This is a genomic window from Pseudomonas sp. UBA5666, from assembly GCF_002420785.1.
Classification (GTDB): Bacteria; Pseudomonadota; Gammaproteobacteria; order Pseudomonadales; family Pseudomonadaceae; genus Aquipseudomonas; species Aquipseudomonas fulva.
Map to the genome: position 1 here is coordinate 240,728 of NZ_DIIQ01000008.1, position 22,089 is coordinate 262,816.

Consider the following 22,089-nt stretch of genomic DNA (forward strand, 5'->3'; position numbering starts at 1 on the left):
ATGCGCATACGCGCACTGGTCGCCATCGTTGGGCTTTTGCTGACAACGGTGACCGTTGAGGCTCTGGCCGTCACTCAAGTCAAGAGCGTGCGCCTGTGGCGTGCGCCGGACAACACCCGGTTGGTCTTCGACCTGTCCGGGCCTGTGCAGCACAGTGTCTTCACATTGAGCGCACCCGATCGGCTGGTCATCGACATCAACGGCGCAACCCTGGGCGCACCCTTGAAGGTGGCAACGTCCAATACGCCGATCAGCAGCGTGCGCTCGGCCCAGCGCACACCGACCGACCTGCGGGTGGTCGTGGACCTGAAGAAGTCGGTCACGCCCAAGAGCTTTACCTTGGCGCCCAACGCGCAATACGGCAATCGTCTGGTGGTCGACCTGTACGACCAGGAGGCGGACGCCATTGCCGCCAGTGCCCCAACGCCTGCGCCGCCACCGGTGCAGGCGCCGGCCACCACGCCAGCGGTGCCCGTCACGCCGACCCAGCCAGCCATCAAGCTGCCACCGGTGCCCAGTGGCAAGCGCGACATCGTGGTGGCCATCGATGCTGGCCACGGTGGCGAGGATCCTGGCGCTTCGGGCTCCAGCGGGCAGCATGAAAAAGACATCGTCCTGCAGATCGCCCGCGAACTGCAGCGCCAGATCAACAGCGAGAAGGGCTTTCGCGCCGAGCTGACGCGCACGGGCGACTACTTCATCCCATTGCGCAAGCGCACCGAGATCGCTCGCAAGAAAGGCGCCGACCTCTTCATCTCCATCCACGCCGATGCTGCCCCGTCGCGCGCTGCCTTCGGCGCCTCGGTGTTCGCCTTGTCCGACCGCGGTGCGACCTCCGAGACCGCACGCTGGCTGGCCGATACGGAAAACCGCTCCGACTTGATCGGCGGTGCCGGCAATGTCAGCCTCGACGACAAGGACCGCATGCTGGCCGGGGTGCTGCTCGACCTGTCGATGACGGCCACGCTCAGTTCCAGCCTCAACGTCGGTCAGAAGGTGCTGGGCAACATGGGGCGTATCACCTCGCTGCACAAGCAGCGCGTGGAGCAGGCCGGCTTCATGGTGCTCAAGTCCCCGGACATTCCGTCGATCCTGGTCGAGACCGGTTTCATCTCGAACAATGCAGAAGCCGCCAAGCTGGCTACGCGCAGCCACCAGCAGGCATTGGCCCGCTCCATTCACACCGGGGTTCGCCAGTACTTCCAGCAGAACCCACCGCCAGGCACCTACGTGGCGTGGCTACGCGACAGCGGCAAGATCGCCCAGGGCCCGCGTGAACATACGGTGCGGCCTGGTGAGACCCTGGCCATGCTCGCGGTTCGCTATCAAGTCAGCGTCACCAGCCTGCGCAGTACCAACAGCCTCAAGACCGATGAACTGAAGGTCGGCCAGCGCCTGGACATTCCTGCCACCACGTTGGCCTCGCAATGAGCGGCGGCTCACGCATCCAGCTGCTCAGCCCGCGGCTGGCCAACCAGATTGCGGCTGGCGAGGTGGTGGAACGGCCCGCATCGGTTGCCAAGGAGCTGTTGGAAAACAGTCTCGACTCCGGTGCTCGCCGGATCGACGTGGACGTCGAGCAAGGTGGCATCAAGCTGCTGAAGGTGCGCGACGATGGCAGCGGCATCTCTGCCGACGACCTGCCGCTGGCGCTGGAGCGCCATGCCACCAGCAAGATCCGCGAGCTGGAAGACCTCGAAGGCGTCCTGAGCTTGGGATTTCGCGGTGAAGCCCTGGCGTCGATCAGCTCGGTCGCACGGCTGACCCTGACCTCGCGCACGGCCAACGCCAGCGAAGCCTGGCAGGTGGAAACCGAAGGGCGCGAGATGACCGCGCGGGTGCAGCCTGCTGCGCACCCTGTCGGCACGTCCGTGGAAGTGCGGGACCTGTTTTTCAACACGCCGGCGCGGCGCAAGTTTCTCAAGGCCGAGAAAACCGAATTCGACCACCTGCAGGAAGTGATCAGGCGCCTGGCACTGGCCCGGTTCGACGTGGCCTTCCATCTGCGGCACAACGGCAAGAGCATTCTGAGCTTGCACGAGGCCCGCGAAGAAGCCGACCGGGCCCGGCGGGTGGGCGCCATCTGTGGTCCCGGTTTCATGGAGCAGGCCCTGCCCATCGACGTGGAGCGCAACGGTCTGCGCCTGTGGGGGTGGGTCGGGTTGCCGACATACTCGCGCAGCCAGGCAGACTTGCAGTACTTCTTCGTGAACGGGCGCGCGGTGCGTGACAAGCTGGTGGCCCATGCCGTACGCCAGGCTTACCGGGACGTGCTGTTCAACGGTCGTCACCCGACCTTCGTACTGTTCCTTGAGCTTGAGCCCAACGGCGTGGACGTCAACGTTCACCCAACCAAGCACGAAGTGCGCTTCCGTGAAGGCCGCAGCGTCCACGATTTCCTGTACGGCACCTTGCACCGTGCCCTGGCCGATGTGCGTCCCGAAGACCAGTTGGCTGCCCCGGCTGCCCTGCCTGAGGCGACCCGGCCGACGGGGCAGCAAGCAGGCGAGTTCGGGCCTCAGGGCGAAATGCGCCTGGCTGCGGCCGTGCTCGAGCAACCACGTGCTGCGCCGTCTCCCATTGCCGGCAGTGGCAGTGGCGCGGGTTACCAGTACTCATACACGCCCAGGCCGTCGCAGCCATTGCCGGCTGCCGAGGCCCAGGCGGTCTATCGCGAGTTCTACAAGCCCTTGAGCGAAGGCGCTGCCGCGCTGCCGGAAAGCCAGGGCGACATCCCCCCGCTTGGCTTCGCATTGGCCCAGCTCAAGGGCATCTACATTTTGGCCGAGAACGCCGCGGGCCTGGTCCTCGTCGACATGCATGCCGCCCATGAACGGATCATGTACGAGCGGCTGAAGGTGGCCATGGCCAGCGAGGGTCTTAGCGGTCAGCCGCTGCTGGTGCCCGAAACGCTCGCCCTGAGCCAGCGCGAGGCCGATTGCGCCGAAGAACACGCCGCCTGGTTCCAGCGCCTGGGCTTCGAACTGCAGCGCCTGGGCCCGGAAACGCTGGCGATTCGCCAGATTCCAGCACTGCTCAAGCAGGCCGAAGCCAACCGCCTGGTGCAGGATGTGCTGGCGGACCTCATGGAGTACGGCACCAGCGACCGTATTCAGGCACACCTGAACGAACTGCTCGGCACCATGGCCTGCCACGGTGCCGTGCGTGCCAATCGGCGCCTGGCGATTCCTGAAATGAACGCCTTGCTGCGCGACATGGAAAATACCGAGCGCAGCGGCCAGTGCAACCATGGCCGTCCCACATGGACCCAGATGGGCCTGGATGATCTGGACAAACTATTCCTGCGCGGTCGATGACATGAGTGGCAAGCCCCCTGCAATATTCCTGATGGGCCCGACCGCGTCGGGCAAGACCGACCTGGCCATCGAGCTGAGCAAAGTCTTGCCCTGCGAACTGGTGAGCGTTGATTCTGCCCTGGTCTATCGGGGCATGGACATTGGTTCGGCAAAGCCCTCGAAGGCCGTCCTGGCTGCCCACCCGCACCACCTGATCGACATCCGCGACCCGGCCGAAGCCTACTCGGCAGCGCAGTTTCGTGCCGACGCCTTGCGCGTGATGGCCGAGATCACCGCACGCGGCAACATCCCCTTGCTGGTGGGCGGGACCATGCTCTATTACAAGGCGTTGACCGAGGGGCTGGCCGACATGCCGGCGGCCGATGCCCAGGTCAGGGCCGAGCTCGAGGCCCTGGCCGAGGCCGAGGGCCTGGCAGCGCTGCATCGGCAGTTGGCTGAGGTCGATCCGGAGTCGGCCGCGCGCATTCATCCCAACGATCCGCAGCGGTTGATCCGGGCGCTGGAGGTATACCGGGTCAGCGGGCATAGCATGACGGCCCATCGCCAGCGTCAATTGGCTGAAAGTAGCGGTGTAGACGCAAGCGCCTGCGGTCATTTGCCCTATACTGTCGCCAGTCTTGCGATTGCGCCTACAGATCGTCACATTCTGCATCAGCGAATTGCGTTACGATTTTCACAGATGTTGGAACAGGGCTTTGTCGACGAGGTCCGATTGCTGCGAGCCAGAAGTGACTTGCACGCCGGGCTGCCGTCTATACGGGCAGTGGGCTATCGGCAGGTCTGGGATTACCTGGACGGCCAGCTGACTGAGAATGAGATGCGTGAACGGGGTATCATCGCGACCAGGCAGCTGGCCAAGCGGCAATTCACCTGGCTGCGTGGCTGGCCAGGCGTGCATTGGCTCGACAGCCTGGCCTGCGACAATCTGTCCCGCACCTTGAAATACCTTGGGGCCGTCTCCATATTGAGCTGAGTCCCTGCTGATTGCCGTCTATCCTTGTGAAAGCCGGCCTTACTTATCGTTTTTTCAGATTTTCCAATTATTTATCCTTACAGGAGTGCGGCATATGTCAAAAGGGCATTCGCTACAAGACCCTTACCTGAATACCTTGAGAAAAGAAAAGGTTCCGGTTTCGATCTACCTGGTCAACGGCATCAAGCTGCAAGGCTCGATCGAGTCGTTCGACCAGTTCGTGGTACTGCTGAAGAACACCGTCAGCCAGATGGTCTACAAGCACGCCATTTCCACTGTTGTACCTGCCCGCCCGGTTCGTCTGCCAAGCCCGTCCGATTCCGATCACGGCGACAGCGAGCCAGGCAACGCCTGATAGGAGCCTGCATTGTTCTTTGAGCGCCACGGTGGTGGTGAACGCGCGCTGCTCGTTCACTTGGAAGGTCAGAACCCTGAGGCGCGCGAAGACCCGCAGGAGTTTCAGGAACTCGCGTTGTCGGCCGGTGCCGACATCGTCTCGCTGGTAACGGTCACGAGGCATCAGCCCTCGGCCAAGTACCTGATTGGCAGTGGCAAGGTCGAGGAGTTGCACGACCGTGTCCATGCCGAGCAGGTAGACCTGGTGATTTTCAATCACACCCTCACGCCCAGCCAGGAGCGCAACCTCGAACGCGTGTTCGAGTGCCGTGTGCTCGACAGGACCGGGCTGATTCTGGATATCTTCGCTCAGCGCGCACGTACCCACGAAGGCAAGCTGCAGGTCGAACTGGCCCAGCTTGAGCACATGAGTACGCGGCTGGTACGCGGCTGGACCCACCTTGAGCGACAAAAAGGGGGTATTGGCCTGCGGGGGCCGGGTGAAACTCAGCTCGAAACCGACCGTCGCCTGCTGCGCGTGCGCATCCGGCAGATCAAGTCCCGCCTCGAGAAAGTGCGCAGCCAGCGTGAACAGGCGCGTCGCGGGCGTAAGCGTGCGGACATCCCGTCGGTCTCGCTGGTGGGCTACACCAACGCCGGCAAGTCCACGTTGTTCAACGCCCTGACCCAGTCGCAGGTGTACGCGGCCGACCAGTTGTTCGCTACCCTCGACCCGACGCTGCGTCGGCTTGAGCTCAACGACCTGGGGCCTATCGTGCTGGCCGATACCGTGGGCTTCATCCGGCACCTGCCGCACAAGCTGGTCGAGGCGTTTCGAGCTACGCTCGAGGAGTCGAGCAACTCCGACCTGCTGCTGCACGTGATCGATGCCCATGAGCCCGAGCGCATGGAGCAGATCGAGCAGGTGCTGGCAGTATTGGGCGAGATTGGCGCTGAAGGCTTGCCGATCCTCGAGGTGTATAACAAACTCGACCTGCTCGAAGAGGTCGAGCCGCAGATCCAGCGCAACGCCGACGGCAAGCCGGAGCGGGTCTGGGTTTCGGCACGTGACGGGCGTGGCCTGGAGCTGGTTGGCCAGGCGATTGCCGAGTTGCTGGGTGATGATCTGTTTGTCGGCACCTTGTGCCTGGAACAACGTTTTGCTCGCCTGCGCGCGCAATTCTTTGACTTGGGCGCGGTGCAGAGTGAAGCGCATGATGAAGAAGGGCGCAGCCTGCTGAGCGTGCGTCTGCCCAGGGTCGAACTCAATCGCCTGGTCAGCCGTGAAGGCATGGAGCCGCAAGTGTTTGTCGAGCAACACACTTTGCAATAAATGCCCCACGAGGTCGTCGGGCAGCAGTGACAGGCATTCTGTAGCATTGGACGGCGCGCCGTGGGCGCGTCTTTGCTTTATCAGATGGAGAGCGCTATGGCTTGGAACGAGCCGGGTGGCAACTCGAACAATCAGGATCCCTGGGGCGGCCGCCGCGGTGGCGGTGGTGGCGGCGACAAAAAAGGTCCGCCGGATCTGGACGAGGCCTTCCGCAAACTGCAGGACAGCCTCAACGGCATGTTCGGTGGTGGCAAGAAACGGGGTGGCGGTGACCGCAATGTCGGCAAGGGCGGCGGCCTGGGGCTGCTGGCCATCGGCCTGGCAGTGCTGGCGGCCATCTGGCTGTACAGCGCCGTGTATGTCGTCGACGAGCAGGAGCAAGCCGTTGTGCTGCGCTTCGGCAAGTATTATGAGACGGTCGGTCCCGGCCTGAACATCTACTTCCCGCCGATCGATCGCAAGTACATGGAAAACGTCACGCGCGAGCGGGCCTACACCAAGCAGGGCCAGATGCTGACCGAAGACGAGAACATCGTCGAGGTGCCGCTGACCGTCCAGTACAAGATCAGCAACCTGCAGGACTTCGTGCTCAACGTCGACCAGCCCGAGGTCAGCCTGCAGCATGCGACCGACAGCGCCCTGCGTCACGTGGTGGGCTCTACGTCCATGGACCAGGTGTTGACCGAAGGTCGTGAACAGATGGCCGTGGACATCCGCGAACGTCTGCAGCGTTTCCTCGACAACTACCGCACCGGTATCACCGTTACCCAGGTCAACGTGCAGAGCGCGGCAGCCCCGCGTGAAGTGCAGGAAGCCTTCGATGACGTGATCCGGGCCCGCGAAGACGAGCAGCGTGCCCGCAACCAGGCCGAGTCCTACGCCAATGGCGTGGTGCCCGAAGCCCGTGGTCAGGCTCAGCGCATCATCGAAGACGCCAACGGCTACCGCGATGAAGTCATTGCCCGAGCCAAAGGTGAGGCCGACCGCTTCACCAAGCTGGTCACCGAGTACCGCAAGGCACCTGACGTGACCCGTCAGCGCCTGTACCTGGAAACCATGCAGGCGGTGTATAGCAATTCGAGCAAGGTCATGGTGGCGACCAAGGACGGGCAGAACAACCTGCTCTACCTGCCGCTGGACAAGATGGTCGAAGGCAGCCGCAACCCGTCCGCGCCTGCAAGCGGCGTATCGTCGGCCAACGACGCTGCGGCCGCGCGCTCGGCGCAGGACACGCAACAGCAACAGCAGCCGCTGCGCACTAGGGAGAGCCGCTGATGAGCAACCGATCGCTGATCGCCCTGATCGCCGCCGTGGTTCTGGCCATCGTGGCCTGGAACAGCTTCTACATCGTGTCCCAGACCGAACGTGCAGTTCTGCTGCGCTTCGGTAAGGTCGTCCAGGCCGATGTCCAGCCAGGGCTGCACGTGAAAGTGCCGTACGTGAACCAGGTACGCAAGTTCGACGCCCGCCTGATGACCCTCGACGCGCCTACCCAGCGGTTCCTGACCCTGGAGAAGAAAGCGGTGATGGTCGACGCCTATGCCAAATGGCGCGTCAAGGATGCCGAGCGCTTCTACACGGCCACCTCCGGCATGAAGCAGATTGCTGACGAGCGTCTGTCCCGTCGTCTGGAAAGCGGCCTGCGTGACCAGTTCGGCAAGCGCACCTTGCACGAGGTGGTGTCGGGTGAGCGTGACGCGTTGATGGCCGACATCACCGCTTCGCTGAACCGCATGGCCAACAAGGAGCTGGGTATCGAGGTCGTCGACGTCCGCGTCAAGGCCATCGACCTGCCCAAGGAAGTCAACCGCAGCGTGTTCGACCGCATGAGCACCGAGCGTGAGCGCGAGGCGCGCGAGCACCGGGCCAAGGGTAACGAGCTGGCTGAAGGTATTCGTGCAGACGCCGATCGTCAGCGCCGTGTGCTGCTGGCCGAGGCCTATCGCGAAGCTGAAGAGACCCGCGGTGACGGTGATGCCCAGGCGGCTTCCATCTACGCCAAGGCCTACACGCAGGACGCTGATTTCTATGCGTTCTACCGTAGCCTGCAAGCCTACCGCGAGAGCTTCTCCAGCAAGAGCGACGTGCTGGTCCTGGATCCGAAGAACGAGTTCTTCCGCTTCATGGACAAGAGCAGGCCCTGAGTCGAATTCGGGCAGGCGCCCCGCCTGGCAGCTAAAACGCCAGGCAGGGTGCATCCCGAATCAAAAGGGGTGTATGATGAGTCAGCCGGGAAATTTCCCGGCTTTTTTGCGTCTGCAAGGTTGATCGGCCCGGTGTCGGTCCGCTTTTGACACGTTCGCAAGGCAATTCGAGGGTATCGGGTACGGTGGCTGCGCTGGGATCAGTGCTGCCCGTTGCTGTGCGCGATACCTGCTTTACTGACGGCCGGCCTGCTGGCGGCCGCCCGGACCAGAGGGGAAAAGGCGTAATGGCAACGGTAGACCGCTGGCTGCTGCCAGATGGCATCGAGGAAGTACTGCCACCTGAGGCTGCGCGTATCGAGATCGCGCGTCGCCAGGTGTTGGACCTGTTCCAGAGTTGGGGTTACGAACTGGTCGTCACCCCGCATATCGAGTACCTGGAGTCGCTGCTCACCGGCGCCGGCCAGGACCTGGATCAGCGTACCTTCAAGGTAGTAGACCCGCAGTCCGGCCGCCTGATGGGCTTTCGTGCCGACTTCACGCCGCAGGTTGCGCGCATCGACGCCCATACCCTGCGCCGTGAAGGCCCAAGCCGGTTGTGCTACGCCGGCAGTGTGCTGCATGCCCAGCCGCGTGCCTTGTCCACCTCGCGCAGCCCTATCCAGCTGGGTGCCGAACTGTATGGCGATGCCAGCCCCACCAGCGATGTGGAAGTCATCAGCCTGATGCTCGCCACGTTGCAGTTGGCCGATGTGCCTGATGTCCACATGGACCTGGGCCATGTGGGTATCTACCGTGGGTTGGCTCGGGCCGCCGGTCTGTCGGGCGCGGTCGAGCAGCAGTTGTTCGACGCCCTGCAACGTAAGGCGGTCGACGAAGTGCAGGCGCTGACGGCCGACGTGCCAAACGATGTGGGCAACATGTTGCGAGCCCTGGTCGAGCTATGCGGCGGCAGGGAAGTCCTGGCCGAGGCCCGCGTACGCCTGGGTCGTGCACCTGCCAGCGTGCTGGCGGCCCTGGACGATTTGCTGGCCATCGCCGATCGGCTGGCCGCCCGTTACCCGCAGTTGCCGTTGTACTTCGACCTGGGTGAGCTGCGCGGTTACAACTACCACACGGGCGTGGTGTTTGCGGTGTTCGTACCAGGTGAAGGGCAGTCGATTGCCCAAGGCGGCCGTTATGACGACATCGGCGCCGACTTTGGCCGGGCGCGCCCGGCTACCGGTTTCTCCACGGATTTGAAGACCCTGGTCACACTGGGGCGAGCGGAGGTCGTACTGCCCACGGGCGGCATCTGGATGCCGGACAGTGGCGATGCGGCCCTATGGCAGCATGTCTGCCAGTTGCGCAACGAGGGCCAGCGTGTGGTCCAGGCCCTGCCTGGTCAGCCGCTGAGTGCTGCCCTTGAAGCGGATTGTGATCGTCAATTGATTCAGCAAGACGGGCGCTGGCAGGTTCTGCCGCTGGCCCAGTGAGTTTCTGCGTCGGCAACAGGCCGGCAACCAAGTTTGCGTGAATGAGGACCAATGTAATGGGTAAGAATGTCGTCGTCCTGGGCACCCAGTGGGGTGATGAGGGCAAAGGCAAGATCGTCGATCTGCTGACCGAACATGCTGCCGCCGTCGTGCGCTACCAGGGTGGCCACAATGCGGGCCACACCCTGGTGATCAACGGTGAAAAGACCGTTCTGCACCTGATTCCATCCGGCATCCTGCGTGAAGGCGTGCAATGCCTGATCGGCAACGGTGTGGTCGTTGCACCCGATGCACTGATGCGCGAGATCACCAAGTTGGAAGAGAAGGGCGTACCGGTGCGTGAGCGCCTGCGCATTTCCCCGGCTGCGCCGCTGATCCTGTCGTACCACGTCGCGCTGGACCAGGCCCGTGAAAAAGCCCGTGGCGAAGCCAAGATCGGCACCACCGGCCGTGGTATTGGCCCAGCGTACGAAGACAAGGTTGCCCGCCGTGGCCTGCGCGTGGGCGATCTGTTCCACCGCGAGCGTTTTGCCGCCAAGCTGGGCGAGCTGCTGGACTACCACAACTTCCAGCTGGTGAATTACTACAAAGAGCCTGCCATCGACTTCCAGCAGACGCTGGACGAGTGCATGGCCTACGCCGAACAGCTCAAGCCGATGATGCTCGACGTCACTGCCGAGCTGCACAACCTGCGTCGTGCCGGCAAGGACATCATGTTCGAAGGCGCACAGGGCTCGCTGCTGGACATCGACCACGGTACCTACCCGTACGTCACCAGCTCCAACACCACCGCTGGCGGTATCTCGACCGGTTCCGGCGTGGGCCCGATGTACCTGGACTACATCCTGGGCATCACCAAGGCCTACACCACCCGCGTAGGCTCGGGTCCGTTCCCAACCGAACTGTTCGATGACACGGGCGCCACCTTGGCCAAGCGTGGCCATGAGTTCGGTTCCACGACCGGGCGTGCCCGTCGTTGCGGCTGGTTCGATGCCGTCATCCTGCGCCGCGCCATCGACGTCAACAGCATCTCGGGTATCTGCCTGACCAAGCTCGACGTGCTCGACGGCCTGGAGACCATCAACATCTGCGTAGGTTACAAGGATGCCAATGGTGAAGTGATCGAAGCCCCGACCGATGCCGACAGCTACATCGGCCTGCAACCGGTGTACGAAACACTGCCGGGCTGGAGCGAGTCGACCCTGGGTGCCAAGACCCTGGAAGCGCTGCCTGCCAATGCGCGTGCCTACATCACCCGCATCGAGGAACTGATCGGCGCACCGATCGACATCATCTCCACCGGCCCGGACCGCAACGAAACCATCGTGCTGCGTCATCCGTTCGCCTGATCTGCCCTCCAGGCTGATCTGACGCCGTGGCCCTGAACAGGGGTCGCGGCGTTTTTCATTGTGGGTACGAAGCTCGTATTGCTTGAGCTTGGCGTGTATCCCCGCTGCTACCGGCATAACCCTTGCTGTAAGAATTGTCTGTCGATGCCATCAAAGTAATGGCGCCAGAAAACACGAGGGTTTTACCGTGTCTGCCATCCTTTCGCTGTTACGAAGCCGCCTATTGCGGCCTGTTTTTGTGGCCTTGGGTATCGCCCTTTTGGTGCAGGTGCTGGTGGCCGTTGCCCTGACACGAAGCACGGTTTCGGCCCTTGAGCGCGAACTGGCCCAACGCCTTGGGCATGACAGCCAACAACTCACGACTGATCTGGAACAAGCCGGCCAGGAGGTGCGCGCAGGCCTCGATGGCTTGTCTGCCAGCACTCGCCAACGCTTGAGTGCAGGGCTCTCGACACGCCTGCAGGCCGAGCAGCAGCAACTGCGCGAGACCCTCGAAGGCACCTTGAAGGAGTCCGCCAACGACATGGCAGAGTTGCTGGCCTCGGTGGCGCCGCGCGCCATCTGGGACAAGGATGTGCCGGTGTTATCGGATTTCGCCCGACGGGCGCAGCGCAATCCCAACGTTCTGTTCGTGATTTATGACGATGCAGAAGGCCAGCACCTGACCCGCTACCTGAACCGACAGAACCCAATCAACCAGGCATTGCTCGAGAAGGGGCAAGGGGAGCGGGCGCTGGACAAAGTAATCGAGGCCGCACGCCGCGACCCTGCTGTGTACATGGTCGAAGCGTCGATTAACCCGAATGGGGCAGAAATCGGCAAGGTGCTGATGGGTGTTTCAACCGCCGGCATCGATCAGCAGCTGGCCGCTCTGGACCAACGTTTCGCGGCCTTGATCACCAGCAGCGAACAGTTGGTTGGCGACAGCCTGGTGGGGGCGGCTGCCGACAGTGGCAAGACACTGCGTGAACGCCTGGAGGCTGCGCAAGGCAGCGCCGCGGCCATGCAGAACAATACAGCTCAAACCGTGCGCGATGCGGCGGCAGAATTGCGTTGGCGCATCGGCCTGGGCCTGGTGCTGGTGGGGCTGGGCGTGCTGTTGGTGGTGGCCATAGTGCTGGGCCGGCGTGTGGTGAGCAAGTTGCGTCTGTTGATCGCGGCGCTCGATGACCTGGCAGCGGGCGAAGGCGACCTGACCAAGCGGGTACCCCTGGACAGCCGCGACGAGATTGGCGACATGGCCTCAGCGGTCAATCGCTTCGTCGACAAGCTGCAACCTATCGTGCGCGAAGCCGGTGACGTGGCCGAGCGCACCGGTGTGGAGATCGGCGCCATGACCCAGCGCAACGCAGGCGCCGATGCCGCCGCCGCGTTGCAGCGTGATGAGGTGGCGGCCAGCCTGAGCGACCTGTCGAGCATGGCTGAAGAAGCCCAGGCCGAGAGCCATGCCATGCAGGCCGCCTTGCAGCAGGTGGTGGACATTCGCCAGGCCACTGACGAAAATAGTCGCACCTCGACGCAGCTGGCCGGGCTCATCGAAAACCTGGCCGGGCAGGTGGATGCAGGCTCGCAGGTCATCGAGCGCCTGGCCAAGCAAAGCGAGCAGATCGAGGTGGTGCTGACGGTCATCCACGGCATTGCCGAGCAAACCAACCTGCTGGCCCTCAACGCCGCCATCGAAGCCGCCCGTGCCGGCGAGACGGGGCGAGGCTTTGCCGTAGTGGCGGATGAAGTCAGGGCGTTGGCGAGCAAGACGCAACGCTCCACCGGTGACATCCAGGCGCATATTGCCGCACTGCAGGCAGGGGCGAAGGAGGCGGTGGCCACGATCAGTCAGGCGGGTACAAAGGCCAGCGAAGGGCTGCTGGTGCTGCGTGACAACGAGCGTCGCCAGCAGTCGGTACAGGCTGCGGTGGAGCAGGTGCATGCGGCCATAGGCTTGGCCACTCGCGCAGCTGAGCAGCAGGCGAGCGGGGCGCAGGCCGTGCGGGGGCGGGTGCAGAACATTCATACCCAGGCCGAACGTTCAGCCGAAGTGGTGATGCAGACCACGGCAAGCAGCAAGGTGCTGGACGATCTGGCGGCCCAGCTTCGGGCAAGTCTGGGCCAGTTCCGGGCGTGATGCGCTTTGGGCCATCACGCGCGGTTCAGGTACATCCGCGTTGTCAGCAAATACACCGGCAACCCTGAAACCACGATCAGCAGCGCCGCATAGGGTGCCGCCGCTGCGAACTCGACATTGGCCGTGTGTGCCCAGACTTCGGTGGCAAGGGTCGTCATGCCGGTAGGACTGAGCAGCAACGTTGCCGTCAATTCCTTCATGGCGTCCAGAAACACCAGGGCGAAGGCCGCTGCCATCGCCGGGAAGATGATCGGCAGGGTCACTTTGCAGAACGCGGCAAAGCTGCTTGCACCCAGGGTGCGTGCCGCCTCTTCCAGCGTAGGGGATGCCTTGTTCAAGGCCGTGCGCACGGGCGACTGGGCCAAAGGCAGGAACAGCAGTGCATAGGCCAGAAGCAGTAACGCCGTGGTCTGGTACAGCGCCGGCACGTAGTGCAGGGCAAAGAACACCAGCGTCAGGGCAATGACAAGCCCGGGCAGGGCATGCAACAGGTAGGGCAGGCGTTCTGCCCAGATGGCCAGGCGCCCCTTGTAGCGCACCACCAGGAAGCTGATCGGCAGAGCCAGCACGACGCAGAAACCGGCGCCGCCTAGCGACACGGACAGCGATGTGAACAGTGCCCTGGAAATATCCGCAATGGGGAACGCTGCGGATGAACCCACACTGAGCCAGTAACCGAGCATGGCCAATGGAATACCGCTGCCCAATACGGCCAGGCCCAGGCAGAACACTTGAGCAGGTATCGCCCAGCCACGCAGCTTTACAGGTTGAGCGCGGCGTGCCACGCCCTGGCCAATGCGTACATGCCGTGCCTTGCCACGTACCCGCAGTTCCAGCCACAGCATGATCAAGCACATGGCCAACAGCACGGCGGACAACATGGCCGCGTTGGCGTTGCTGAATTCCAGCTCGAACTGCTGGTAGATGGCGGTGGTGAATGTCTGCAAGCCCAGAATCGACAGTGCGCCGAACTCCACGAGCATGTGCAGGGCGATCAGCAGGGCGCCACCCAGCATCGACGGCCACAGCAAGGGCAGGGTGACTTTCCGGTACACGCTCCAGCGGCTGCAACCCAATGTGCGCGCCGACTCCTCAAGGGAGGTGTCCAGGTTGCGTAAAGTGGCCGCCACCGGGAGGAAGATCAGCGGGTACTTGGACAGGGCCATTACCAGAATGGCGCCGCCCAAGCCTTCGAAGTCCGAGCTTAGCGAAACCCAGGTAAAGCTGCTGACGAACGACGGCACGGCAAAGGGCAGGCACAGCACCACCCCCCACAACCTGCGCCCGGGCAGGTCGCTGCGTTCCAGCAGCCATGCCAGCGCCAGGCCTACGACCATACAGGTCAGCGTAACCCCGACCATCAGCAGCAGGGTGTTGCGCATCAGCCCCCATACGTAGGGGCGCCACAACAGGTACAGCGCCTCTCGCCAGCCGGCTTCCCAGGCTTTGATGGCCACGTAGAGCAATGGCAGTACGCTCATCGCCACCAGGAAAAGCACGGGCAGCACCACCCAGATCGAGGGGCGCTTGCGGCGCGGTACGAAACGTACCGGCACCGGCTGGGTCAGGGCGGCAGTCATCAGAGCAGACCGACCTCACGCTCAAGCTCAAGGGCTTCTTCGGCATTGCCGAGGTCGGCCGGCGTGATCTTGGGCGGGCGCAACTCGTCGAACGGCTTCAGGCCGCGATCGGAAACCATGCCCTTGTGCAGTGGGTATTCGGCCGTGGTCTGGGTGATCACGCGCTGGCCTTCTTCGCTGGCCATCCAGTTGAGCAATGCCTGGGCTTCCTTGGGGTGCTTGCTGGCCTTCACGGCCGCGGCACCCGAAATGGTCACCAGGTTGCCGGCGTCGCCATCGGCCAGGTAGTACAGCTTGGAGTCAAGCTTGCCGCGCTCGCGCTCCAGGGCGTACCAGTAGTAGTTGTTGACCAGCACCGCGCCCACTTCACCTTTCTCCACGGCCTTGAGGGCGACCATGTTGTTGGTGTAGGTCTTGCCGAATGCCTTCAGGCCGGTCAGCCATTCTTCCGTTGCTTCGCGGCCATGCATCTTCAGGATGGCTACCGCCTGCTCCTGGAAGGCCCCGCTGGTGGGTACGAAGCCAACGCGCCCGTCCCATTCAGGGTTGGCGAAGTCCATGACCGTGGTCGGCAGGTCCTTCTCGTCGATTTTCTTGGGGTTGTACACCACCACCCGGGTCCGCGCGGTCACGCCCATCCAGGTACCGTTGGCGGCGACATATTCCTTGGGCAGCATGTTGAGCGTGGCATCATCGATCTTTGCCAGCAGGCCCAGCTCACCCAGGTTATTCAGGGGTGGCGACTCTTCGGTATAGATGATGTCGGCCGGCGAGCGCTCGCCTTCTTCGATGATCTGGCTGGCCAGCTGGTTGCTGCTGCCCTTGCGGATATTGATATGGATGCCGGTCTTGGCTTCATAAGCCTTGGCGATGGCCTCGCCGATTTCCTTGTGCTGACCGTTGTACATGGTCAAGGTGACCGGCGCATCTGCCATGGCGGCCGGAGCGCCGATGACCAGGCTCAACACGGCGGCGGCCAGGGTGCGCATCAGCGGTTGCGGGCGGATCGTCATGCGGGTACTTCCTCGCTTACGGCTACATATTTGGAAACAATGGTAAACGAAATCGTTTCTCATGTGGCGAGGTGACGATAAATTCATTGAGCGGGGTGCTTGGGGCTATGCACGCGTCGGAAAGGGCGAGGCGTTGGGTTTTGTGCGCCATCTTGCACAACGCCGAAAACACGGAAGGGCGGGGCCATGATGCTAAATTTCAGGCAAGAAAAAACCCACTAGCAAGCTAGTGGGTTTTTGTATGGTGCCCAGGAGAAGACTCGAACTTCCACGACCGTTAAGTCACTGATACCTGAAACCAGCGCGTCTACCAATTCCGCCACCTGGGCAAAGCTTTACATCATCTGATGAAGGCGACTATTGTTCGCTTCACACAGTAGTAACAGATCCTTGGTCATCTATTACTTGAAAATTTTGGTGCCCAGGAGAAGACTCGAACTTCCACGGCCGTTAAGCCACTGATACCTGAAACCAGCGCGTCTACCAATTCCGCCACCTGGGCACACATTCGAGATAAAAGATGCTTTACAGCGCCGCTCATCTCTACTACAACTTCGGGGTTGTCCGTCGTCGTGGTGCGCACTATACGGATGCCCTCGGGGGCTGTAAAGCCCTCGATCAAAAAAAATCTCAAAAAATTCAACTTGTTGATTTCATGGGCCTATTGCCGCTCGCCGGGCGCTCCTCAGGGGGCTGTCCAAGGCTGACATTTCCGGTTTCAATACGCCTATGCCAGAATTCCTATCTATATACCCCAAGGTGAACCCCTTCTGATGGCCGATTGGCAATCCCTCGATCCCGAGGCCGCTCGCGAAGCGGAAAAATACGACAACCCCATTCCCAGCCGTGAGCTGATCCTGCAGCGCCTTGCCGACCGTGGCGAACCGGCCGCGCGCGAGGAGCTGGCGGCAGAGTTCGGTCTGCACGAAGAAGACCAGATCGAAGCACTGCGCCGCCGCCTCAGGGCCATGGAGCGCGACGGCCAGCTTATCTATACCCGGCGCGGCACCTATGCCCCGGTGGACAAGCTGGACCTCATCTGCGGCCGCGTCTCCGGCCACCGCGACGGCTTCGGCTTCCTCATTCCCGACGACGGTAGCGAAGACCTGTTCCTGAGCCCGTCGCAGATGCGCCTGGTGTTCGATGGCGACCGCGCCCTGGCGCGTGTGTCCGGCGTCGACCGCCGTGGTCGCCGCGAAGGCGCCTTGGTCGAGGTCGTCTCCCGCGCCCATGAAAGCGTGGTAGGCCGCTACTTCGAGGAAGGCGGCATCGGTTACGTGACCCCTGACAACCCGAAGATCCAGCAGGAAGTGCTGGTCACGGCCGGGCGTAACGGTGGCGCGAAGATCGGCCAGTTCGTCGAGATCAAGATCACCCATTGGCCAACGGCGCGTTTCCAGCCGCAAGGCGATGTGGTGGAAGTGGTCGGCAACTACATGGCGCCGGGCATGGAAATCGACGTTGCCCTGCGCAGCTACGATATCCCGCACGTCTGGCCCAAGGATGTGATCAAGGAGGCCCGCAAGTTCCGCTCTGAAGTCGAAGACAAGGACAAGGAAAAGCGCGTCGACCTGCGCCACCTGCCCTTCGTGACCATCGACGGCGAGGACGCGCGCGACTTCGACGACGCCGTTTACTGCGAACCCCTGGGCAAGCTGCGGATGTTCTCCGGCGGCTGGCGCCTTTATGTGGCGATCGCCGACGTGTCGAGCTACGTCCGCCTGGGCTCGGCGCTGGATGTGGAAGCCCAGCAGCGCGGAAACTCGGTGTACTTCCCCGAGCGTGTGGTGCCCATGCTGCCCGAGGAATTGTCCAACGGCCTGTGCTCGTTGAACCCGCACGTCGATCGCCTGGCCATGGTCTGTGAAATGACCATGAACAAGGCCGGGCAGATGGTCGACTACCAGTTCTATGAAGGGGTCATCCACTCTCACGCCCGGCTGACCTACAACAAGGTCAGCAGCATGCTCGAGCATTCACGCACCCGTGAAGGCAAGGCGCTGCGCGAGGAATACAAGGAAGTCGTCCCGGACCTGAAGAACCTCTACAACCTGTACAAGGTCCTGCTCGATGCCCGGCACACCCGCGGTGCCATTGACTTCGAGACCCAGGAAACTCGCATCGTCTTCGGCGAAGACCGCAAGATCGCGGAAATTCGCCCGACCGTGCGCAACGATGCGCACAAGCTGATCGAGGAATGCATGCTGGCCGCCAACGTGGCCACGGCAGAGTTTCTGCAAAAGCACGGTGTGCCGGCCCTGTACCGGGTGCACGATGGCCCGCCACCGGAGCGCCTGGAAAAGCTGCGTGCTTTCCTGGGTGAGCTGGGGCTGTCACTGCACAAGGGCAAGGACCCGTCGCCCAAGGACTACCAGGCACTGCTGGCGAGCATCGCCGCCCGCCCGGACTTCCACCTGATCCAGACCGTGATGCTGCGCTCGCTCAGCCAGGCGGTGTACAGCACCGACAACAACGGCCACTTCGGCCTGAACTACGAGGCGTACACCCACTTCACCTCGCCGATCCGTCGTTACCCTGACTTGCTGGTCCACCGCGCCATCCGCAGCGTCATCCGCTCCAAGGTCGATACCCCACACGTCAAGCGTGCCGGTGCCATGAGCATTCCCAAGGCGCGTATCTACCCGTACGACGAGAACACCCTCGAGCAACTGGGCGAACAATGCTCGATGACCGAACGCCGGGCCGACGAAGCCACACGTGACGTGGTCAACTGGCTCAAGTGCGAGTACATGAAGGACCGCGTGGGCGAGACGTTCCCGGGTGTGATCACGGCGGTGACAGGTTTCGGCCTGTTCGTCGAGCTGACCGACATCTACGTCGAGGGTCTGGTGCACGTCAGTGCGCTGCCGGGCGACTATTACCACTTCGACCCTGTGCATCATCGTCTGTCGGGCGAACGCACTGGCCGCAGCTTCCGCCTGGGTGACACGATCGAGGTCAAGGTCATGCGCGTGGACCTGGACGAGCGCAAGATCGACTTCGAAGTGGCCGACGCCACCCTGGCCGCTCCGATCGGTCGCAAGCAACGCGGTACACCTGCTGCCGCTGCCCCGACCGAGCAAGCGCCGGAGCAAGAGAAGGCCAGGGCCACGCCCAAGCCGCGCAGCCGCAAGAGCGAAGCCTCCGAGGCGTACTTCCCCAAGGACGCCGTGCAGCGCAACGCCGAGGTGCGCAAGAGCCGCGAAATGAAAAAGGCGCTGATGACCGAGGCCCGCAGTACCAGCCACGGCAGCAGCAAGTCGGACAAGGGCAGCAAGACGTCTGGCAAGCCTACCAAGCACCGTAAAGGGCCGTCGAAATCCGGCGCATCACGCAAGAGCAAGAGCAATTCATGAGTCAGTTGGAAAAGATCTACGGCGTTCACGCGGTACAGGCGCTGTTGCAGCACCATCCGAAGCGGGTCAAGCAGATCTGGCTGTCGGAGGGCCGCAGCGAGCCGCGCCTGCAAGCGCTGCTGGCCTTGGCCGCCGAGAACCGCGTAGCTGTGGGTCAAGCCGAGCGCCGCGAGTTGGACGCCTGGGTCGAAGGCGTGCACCAGGGCGTGGTCGCCGAGGTGAGCCCCAGCCAGGTCTGGGGTGAGCTCATGCTCGAGGAGTTGCTCGAGCGCACTGAAACCCCGCCTCTGATCCTGGTGCTGGACGGGGTGACCGACCCGCACAACCTTGGTGCCTGCCTGCGTACCGCTGATGCAGCGGGCGCAACGGCCGTGATCGTGCCCAAGGACAAATCGGCGACCCTGACGCCTGTGGTGCGCAAGGTCGCGTGCGGAGCAGCCGAGGTGATCCCGCTGGTGGCCGTGACCAACCTTGCGCGTACGCTTGAGAAGCTGCAGCAGCGTGGCCTGTGGGTGGTGGGAACCGCCGGCGAAGCCGAGCAGGAAATCTATCAGCAGGACCTGACCGGCCCGCTGGTGATGATCATGGGCGCCGAAGGCAAGGGCATGCGCCGGCTGACCCGCGAGCACTGCGACTTTCTGGTGAAGCTGCCGATGAGCGGCAGCGTCAGCAGCCTGAACGTGTCCGTGGCCACTGGCGTGTGCCTGTTCGAGGCCGTGCGCCAGCGCCAGGCCAAGGGTTGATCCCATGACCGTGCCGGTCTTTTGGCCGGCACGTGCCCGCTTGAACGGATCCTGCACGGGCCGCTGTACCCGCGACGCGACAGATGCCGCGTCGAAGTGTTTCCGGTTGTTCAAATAATCGCCAATTGCCTTGCTTGTCTGTTTGGCCTTCTCTACAATTGCGCCCCTTGCTGAGCTGGCAGGTGCGCATGTGCCTCTACTCCCTGGCAAGACACACCAGTGTCATTCACTCCTTGTCTGACCAGATTCGCTGGCAGACTACTAACCCGTAAGGAGCATTCATGCGTCATTACGAAATCATCTTCCTGGTTCACCCGGACCAGAGCGAGCAAGTCGGCGGCATGGTTGAGCGTTACACCAAGCTGATCGAAGAAGATGGTGGCAAGATCCACCGCCTGGAAGATTGGGGCCGTCGTCAACTGGCCTATGCAATCAACAATGTTCACAAGGCTCACTACGTGATGCTGAACGTTGAGTGCACCGGCAAGGCCCTGGCCGAGCTGGAAGACAACTTCCGCTACAACGATGCCGTTATCCGTAACCTTGTCATCCGTCGCGACGAAGCCGTTACCGGTCAGTCCGAGATGCTGAAGGCTGAAGAAAACCGCAGCGAGCGCCGTGAGCGTCGCGAGCGTCCTGAGCATGCCGAGTCCGCCGAAGGCGACGACAGCAATGACAGCGACTCCAGCGATAACGCTGACGAGTAATCCACGGACCTTTAGAGGAGCCTATTAAATGGCACGTTTCTTCCGTCGTCGTAAATTCTGCCGCTTCACTGCTGAAGACGTGAAAGAGATCGACTTCAAAGATCTCAACACCCTGAAAGCTTACGTATCCGAAACCGGCAAGATCGTTCCAAGCCGTATCACCGGTACCAAAGCTCGTTATCAGCGTCAGCTGGCTACCGCTATCAAGCGCGCCCGCTTCCTGGCCCTGCTGCCCTACACCGACAGCCACGGCCGCTGAGACCGGGTCGTCGACAAGCAGTAAGGGATTAGCATGCGAGCGTTAGCAAGTTTCATCATGCGCGGTCGTGTGCAGGCCACCCTCGTGGTGGTCATCAGCGCGGTATTGCCGCTGCTGTTCTGGTTGAGTGCCGCTGCCGGCAGCCTTGTGCTGCTGCGACGCGGGTTCAAGGATGCTTCAACGGTCATCGCTGGCGGCTTGCTGGCAGGGTTGGCCGTTTGGGTCATGGGCGATCCGATCACCTTCATGGTGATCGCGGGTGCCCTGGCACTTGCCGGCCTGTTGCGGGCCGAGCATCCCTGGAGTCGGGTGTTGGTGGTCAGTGCCGTGTTCGCCGTGGCGTTCAGCCTCGTGCTTGATCTGGCGCTGGCCCCTACCTTCGATGCGCTGGCCAAGGCGTTTGCCGAAGCCATGCCGCAAGTCGAAGGGCAGCCGGTACTCTCCGGTGAAGTGATCCGCCCATTGCTGGTCACTTCCACAGCCGTGACAGTGCAGTTGTTCTGCGTGCTGGCCCTGGTGCTGGCGCGTTATTGGCAGGCAGCGTTGTACAACCCTGGAGGCTTCGGTCACGAGTTTCGTGCCCTGAAGCTGCCGAAACAGACCATGGTGGCCCTGGTGGCAGTGATGGTGGTGGCCCCGTTCATCGGGCCGCAGTTCATCATCCTGGCATCGGCTTCGAGCCTGGTACTGGTGCTGGCCGGCATCGCTTTGATGCATGGGCTTGTGGCGCAGGGCCGACTGGCCGGTTTCTGGCTAGTAGGGATGTACGTGACGCTGCCGCTGATCATGCAGCTGATTTACCCGTTGCTGGTGGTCCTGGCCATTGTCGACAGCCTGATTGATTTTCGCGGTCGCAAGTCCCCCAAAGGGAATGACTCCGCGAACGGTGAAGGTTAAAAGTTAAGAGGTTTTACCAAATGGAACTGATCCTGCTGGAAAAAGTCGCCAACCTGGGCAACCTGGGCGATAAAGTAAAAGTTAAGGCTGGTTACGGCCGTAACTTCCTGCTGCCATTCGGCAAGGCTACCGTTGCCAACGCCGCCAACCTGGCTGCGTTCGAAGAGCGTCGCGCCGAGCTGGAAAAAGCAGCTGCAGACCGTAAATCGTCGGCTGAAAGCCGCGCTGCCCAACTGGCCGAGCTGGAAGTGACCATCACTGCCACCGCTGGCGACGAAGGTAAGCTGTTCGGTTCGATCGGCACCCACGACATCGCTGACGCCCTGACCGCCTCCGGCGTTGAAGTGGCCAAGGCTGAAGTTCGTCTGCCGAACGGCACCATCCGTCAGGTTGGCGAATACGACGTAGCCGTGCACCTGCACAGCGACGTTGAAGCCACCGTACGTGTGGTCGTCGTAGCTGCCTAAGCTGCGCTGACTGGCTGG

18 protein-coding genes and 2 tRNA genes are annotated in these 22,089 nt (G+C 62.5%); 16 read left to right on the plus strand and 4 right to left on the minus strand.

The window, feature by feature from the left end; genetic code table 11:
- The 10 genes from B2Y33_RS06345 (at position 1) to B2Y33_RS06390 (ending at position 13,049) form a co-directional block, all read left to right on the plus strand.
- Entirely contained in the window at positions 1-1,431 is a 1,431-nt protein-coding gene (locus B2Y33_RS06345; protein ID WP_027913955.1) for an N-acetylmuramoyl-L-alanine amidase, read from the plus strand.
- Entirely contained in the window at positions 1,428-3,317 is a 1,890-nt protein-coding gene (gene mutL, locus B2Y33_RS06350; protein ID WP_027913954.1) for a DNA mismatch repair endonuclease MutL, read from the plus strand. Before B2Y33_RS06345 ends, mutL begins: the two co-directional genes overlap by 4 nt.
- Before the next feature lies 1 nt (position 3,318).
- On the plus strand, positions 3,319-4,290 hold the full coding sequence (miaA, locus tag B2Y33_RS06355; protein WP_027913953.1) for a tRNA (adenosine(37)-N6)-dimethylallyltransferase MiaA: 972 nt from the start codon (positions 3,319-3,321) through the stop codon (positions 4,288-4,290).
- A 94-nt stretch (positions 4,291-4,384) separates the two neighbouring features.
- Positions 4,385-4,645, plus strand: coding sequence for an RNA chaperone Hfq (hfq, locus tag B2Y33_RS06360; RefSeq protein WP_015272006.1), 261 nt, complete (start codon positions 4,385-4,387; stop codon positions 4,643-4,645).
- A 12-nt stretch (positions 4,646-4,657) separates the two neighbouring features.
- On the plus strand, positions 4,658-5,959 hold the full coding sequence (hflX, locus tag B2Y33_RS06365) for a ribosome rescue GTPase HflX (RefSeq protein WP_027913952.1): 1,302 nt from the start codon (positions 4,658-4,660) through the stop codon (positions 5,957-5,959).
- Positions 5,960-6,055: 96 nt separating this feature from the next.
- Entirely contained in the window at positions 6,056-7,234 is a 1,179-nt protein-coding gene (hflK, locus tag B2Y33_RS06370; protein WP_027913951.1) for an FtsH protease activity modulator HflK, read from the plus strand.
- On the plus strand, positions 7,234-8,103 hold the full coding sequence (gene hflC / locus B2Y33_RS06375; RefSeq protein ID WP_027913950.1) for a protease modulator HflC: 870 nt from the start codon (positions 7,234-7,236) through the stop codon (positions 8,101-8,103). Before hflK ends, hflC begins: the two co-directional genes overlap by 1 nt.
- 287 nt (positions 8,104-8,390) lie before the next feature.
- Complete coding sequence (locus B2Y33_RS06380) at positions 8,391-9,578, plus strand: ATP phosphoribosyltransferase regulatory subunit (RefSeq protein WP_027913949.1); 1,188 nt, start codon at positions 8,391-8,393, stop codon at positions 9,576-9,578.
- A gap of 56 nt (positions 9,579-9,634) precedes the next feature.
- On the plus strand, positions 9,635-10,927 hold the full coding sequence (locus tag B2Y33_RS06385) for an adenylosuccinate synthase (protein WP_023533002.1): 1,293 nt from the start codon (positions 9,635-9,637) through the stop codon (positions 10,925-10,927).
- 187 nt (positions 10,928-11,114) lie between these two features.
- Positions 11,115-13,049: a methyl-accepting chemotaxis protein gene (locus B2Y33_RS06390; protein WP_027913948.1), complete on the plus strand. Its 1,935-nt coding sequence runs from the start codon at positions 11,115-11,117 to the stop codon at positions 13,047-13,049.
- Between the two features lie 14 nt (positions 13,050-13,063).
- Here the strand turns inward: B2Y33_RS06390 and B2Y33_RS06395 are convergent, their stop codons facing one another.
- From B2Y33_RS06395 to B2Y33_RS06410, 4 genes are all read right to left on the minus strand, one after another.
- The gene (locus B2Y33_RS06395) at positions 13,064-14,629 is read right to left on the minus strand and encodes an ABC transporter permease (protein ID WP_027913947.1); all 1,566 of its coding nucleotides are present in this window, start codon (positions 14,627-14,629) and stop codon (positions 13,064-13,066) included.
- Positions 14,629-15,642: an extracellular solute-binding protein gene (locus B2Y33_RS06400; protein WP_027913946.1), complete on the minus strand. Its 1,014-nt coding sequence runs from the start codon at positions 15,640-15,642 to the stop codon at positions 14,629-14,631. The genes B2Y33_RS06395 and B2Y33_RS06400 overlap by 1 nt, the downstream gene beginning before the upstream one ends.
- Before the next feature lie 242 nt (positions 15,643-15,884).
- A tRNA-Leu gene (locus B2Y33_RS06405) sits at positions 15,885-15,971 on the minus strand.
- Between the two features lie 86 nt (positions 15,972-16,057).
- A tRNA-Leu gene (locus tag B2Y33_RS06410) sits at positions 16,058-16,144 on the minus strand.
- 271 nt (positions 16,145-16,415) lie between these two features.
- Between B2Y33_RS06410 and rnr the strand changes: the two genes are divergently transcribed.
- The 6 genes from rnr (at position 16,416) to rplI (ending at position 22,071) form a co-directional block, all read left to right on the plus strand.
- Positions 16,416-18,998 carry a ribonuclease R gene (rnr, locus tag B2Y33_RS06415; protein ID WP_027913945.1) on the plus strand — a complete coding sequence of 861 codons (2,583 nt, stop codon included), beginning with the start codon at positions 16,416-16,418 and terminating at the stop codon, positions 18,996-18,998.
- The gene (gene rlmB, locus B2Y33_RS06420; RefSeq protein WP_027913944.1) at positions 18,995-19,741 is read left to right on the plus strand and encodes a 23S rRNA (guanosine(2251)-2'-O)-methyltransferase RlmB; all 747 of its coding nucleotides are present in this window, start codon (positions 18,995-18,997) and stop codon (positions 19,739-19,741) included. The genes rnr and rlmB overlap by 4 nt, the downstream gene beginning before the upstream one ends.
- A 281-nt stretch (positions 19,742-20,022) precedes the next feature.
- Complete coding sequence (gene rpsF / locus B2Y33_RS06425; RefSeq protein WP_021783885.1) at positions 20,023-20,448, plus strand: 30S ribosomal protein S6; 426 nt, start codon at positions 20,023-20,025, stop codon at positions 20,446-20,448.
- Between the two features lie 28 nt (positions 20,449-20,476).
- Entirely contained in the window at positions 20,477-20,707 is a 231-nt protein-coding gene (gene rpsR / locus B2Y33_RS06430) for a 30S ribosomal protein S18 (RefSeq protein ID WP_003249563.1), read from the plus strand.
- 33 nt (positions 20,708-20,740) lie between these two features.
- Positions 20,741-21,604: a hypothetical protein gene (locus tag B2Y33_RS06435; protein WP_023533001.1), complete on the plus strand. Its 864-nt coding sequence runs from the start codon at positions 20,741-20,743 to the stop codon at positions 21,602-21,604.
- Positions 21,605-21,624: 20 nt separating this feature from the next.
- Positions 21,625-22,071, plus strand: coding sequence for a 50S ribosomal protein L9 (gene rplI / locus B2Y33_RS06440; protein ID WP_012316464.1), 447 nt, complete (start codon positions 21,625-21,627; stop codon positions 22,069-22,071).
- Positions 22,072-22,089 lie beyond the last annotated feature (18 nt).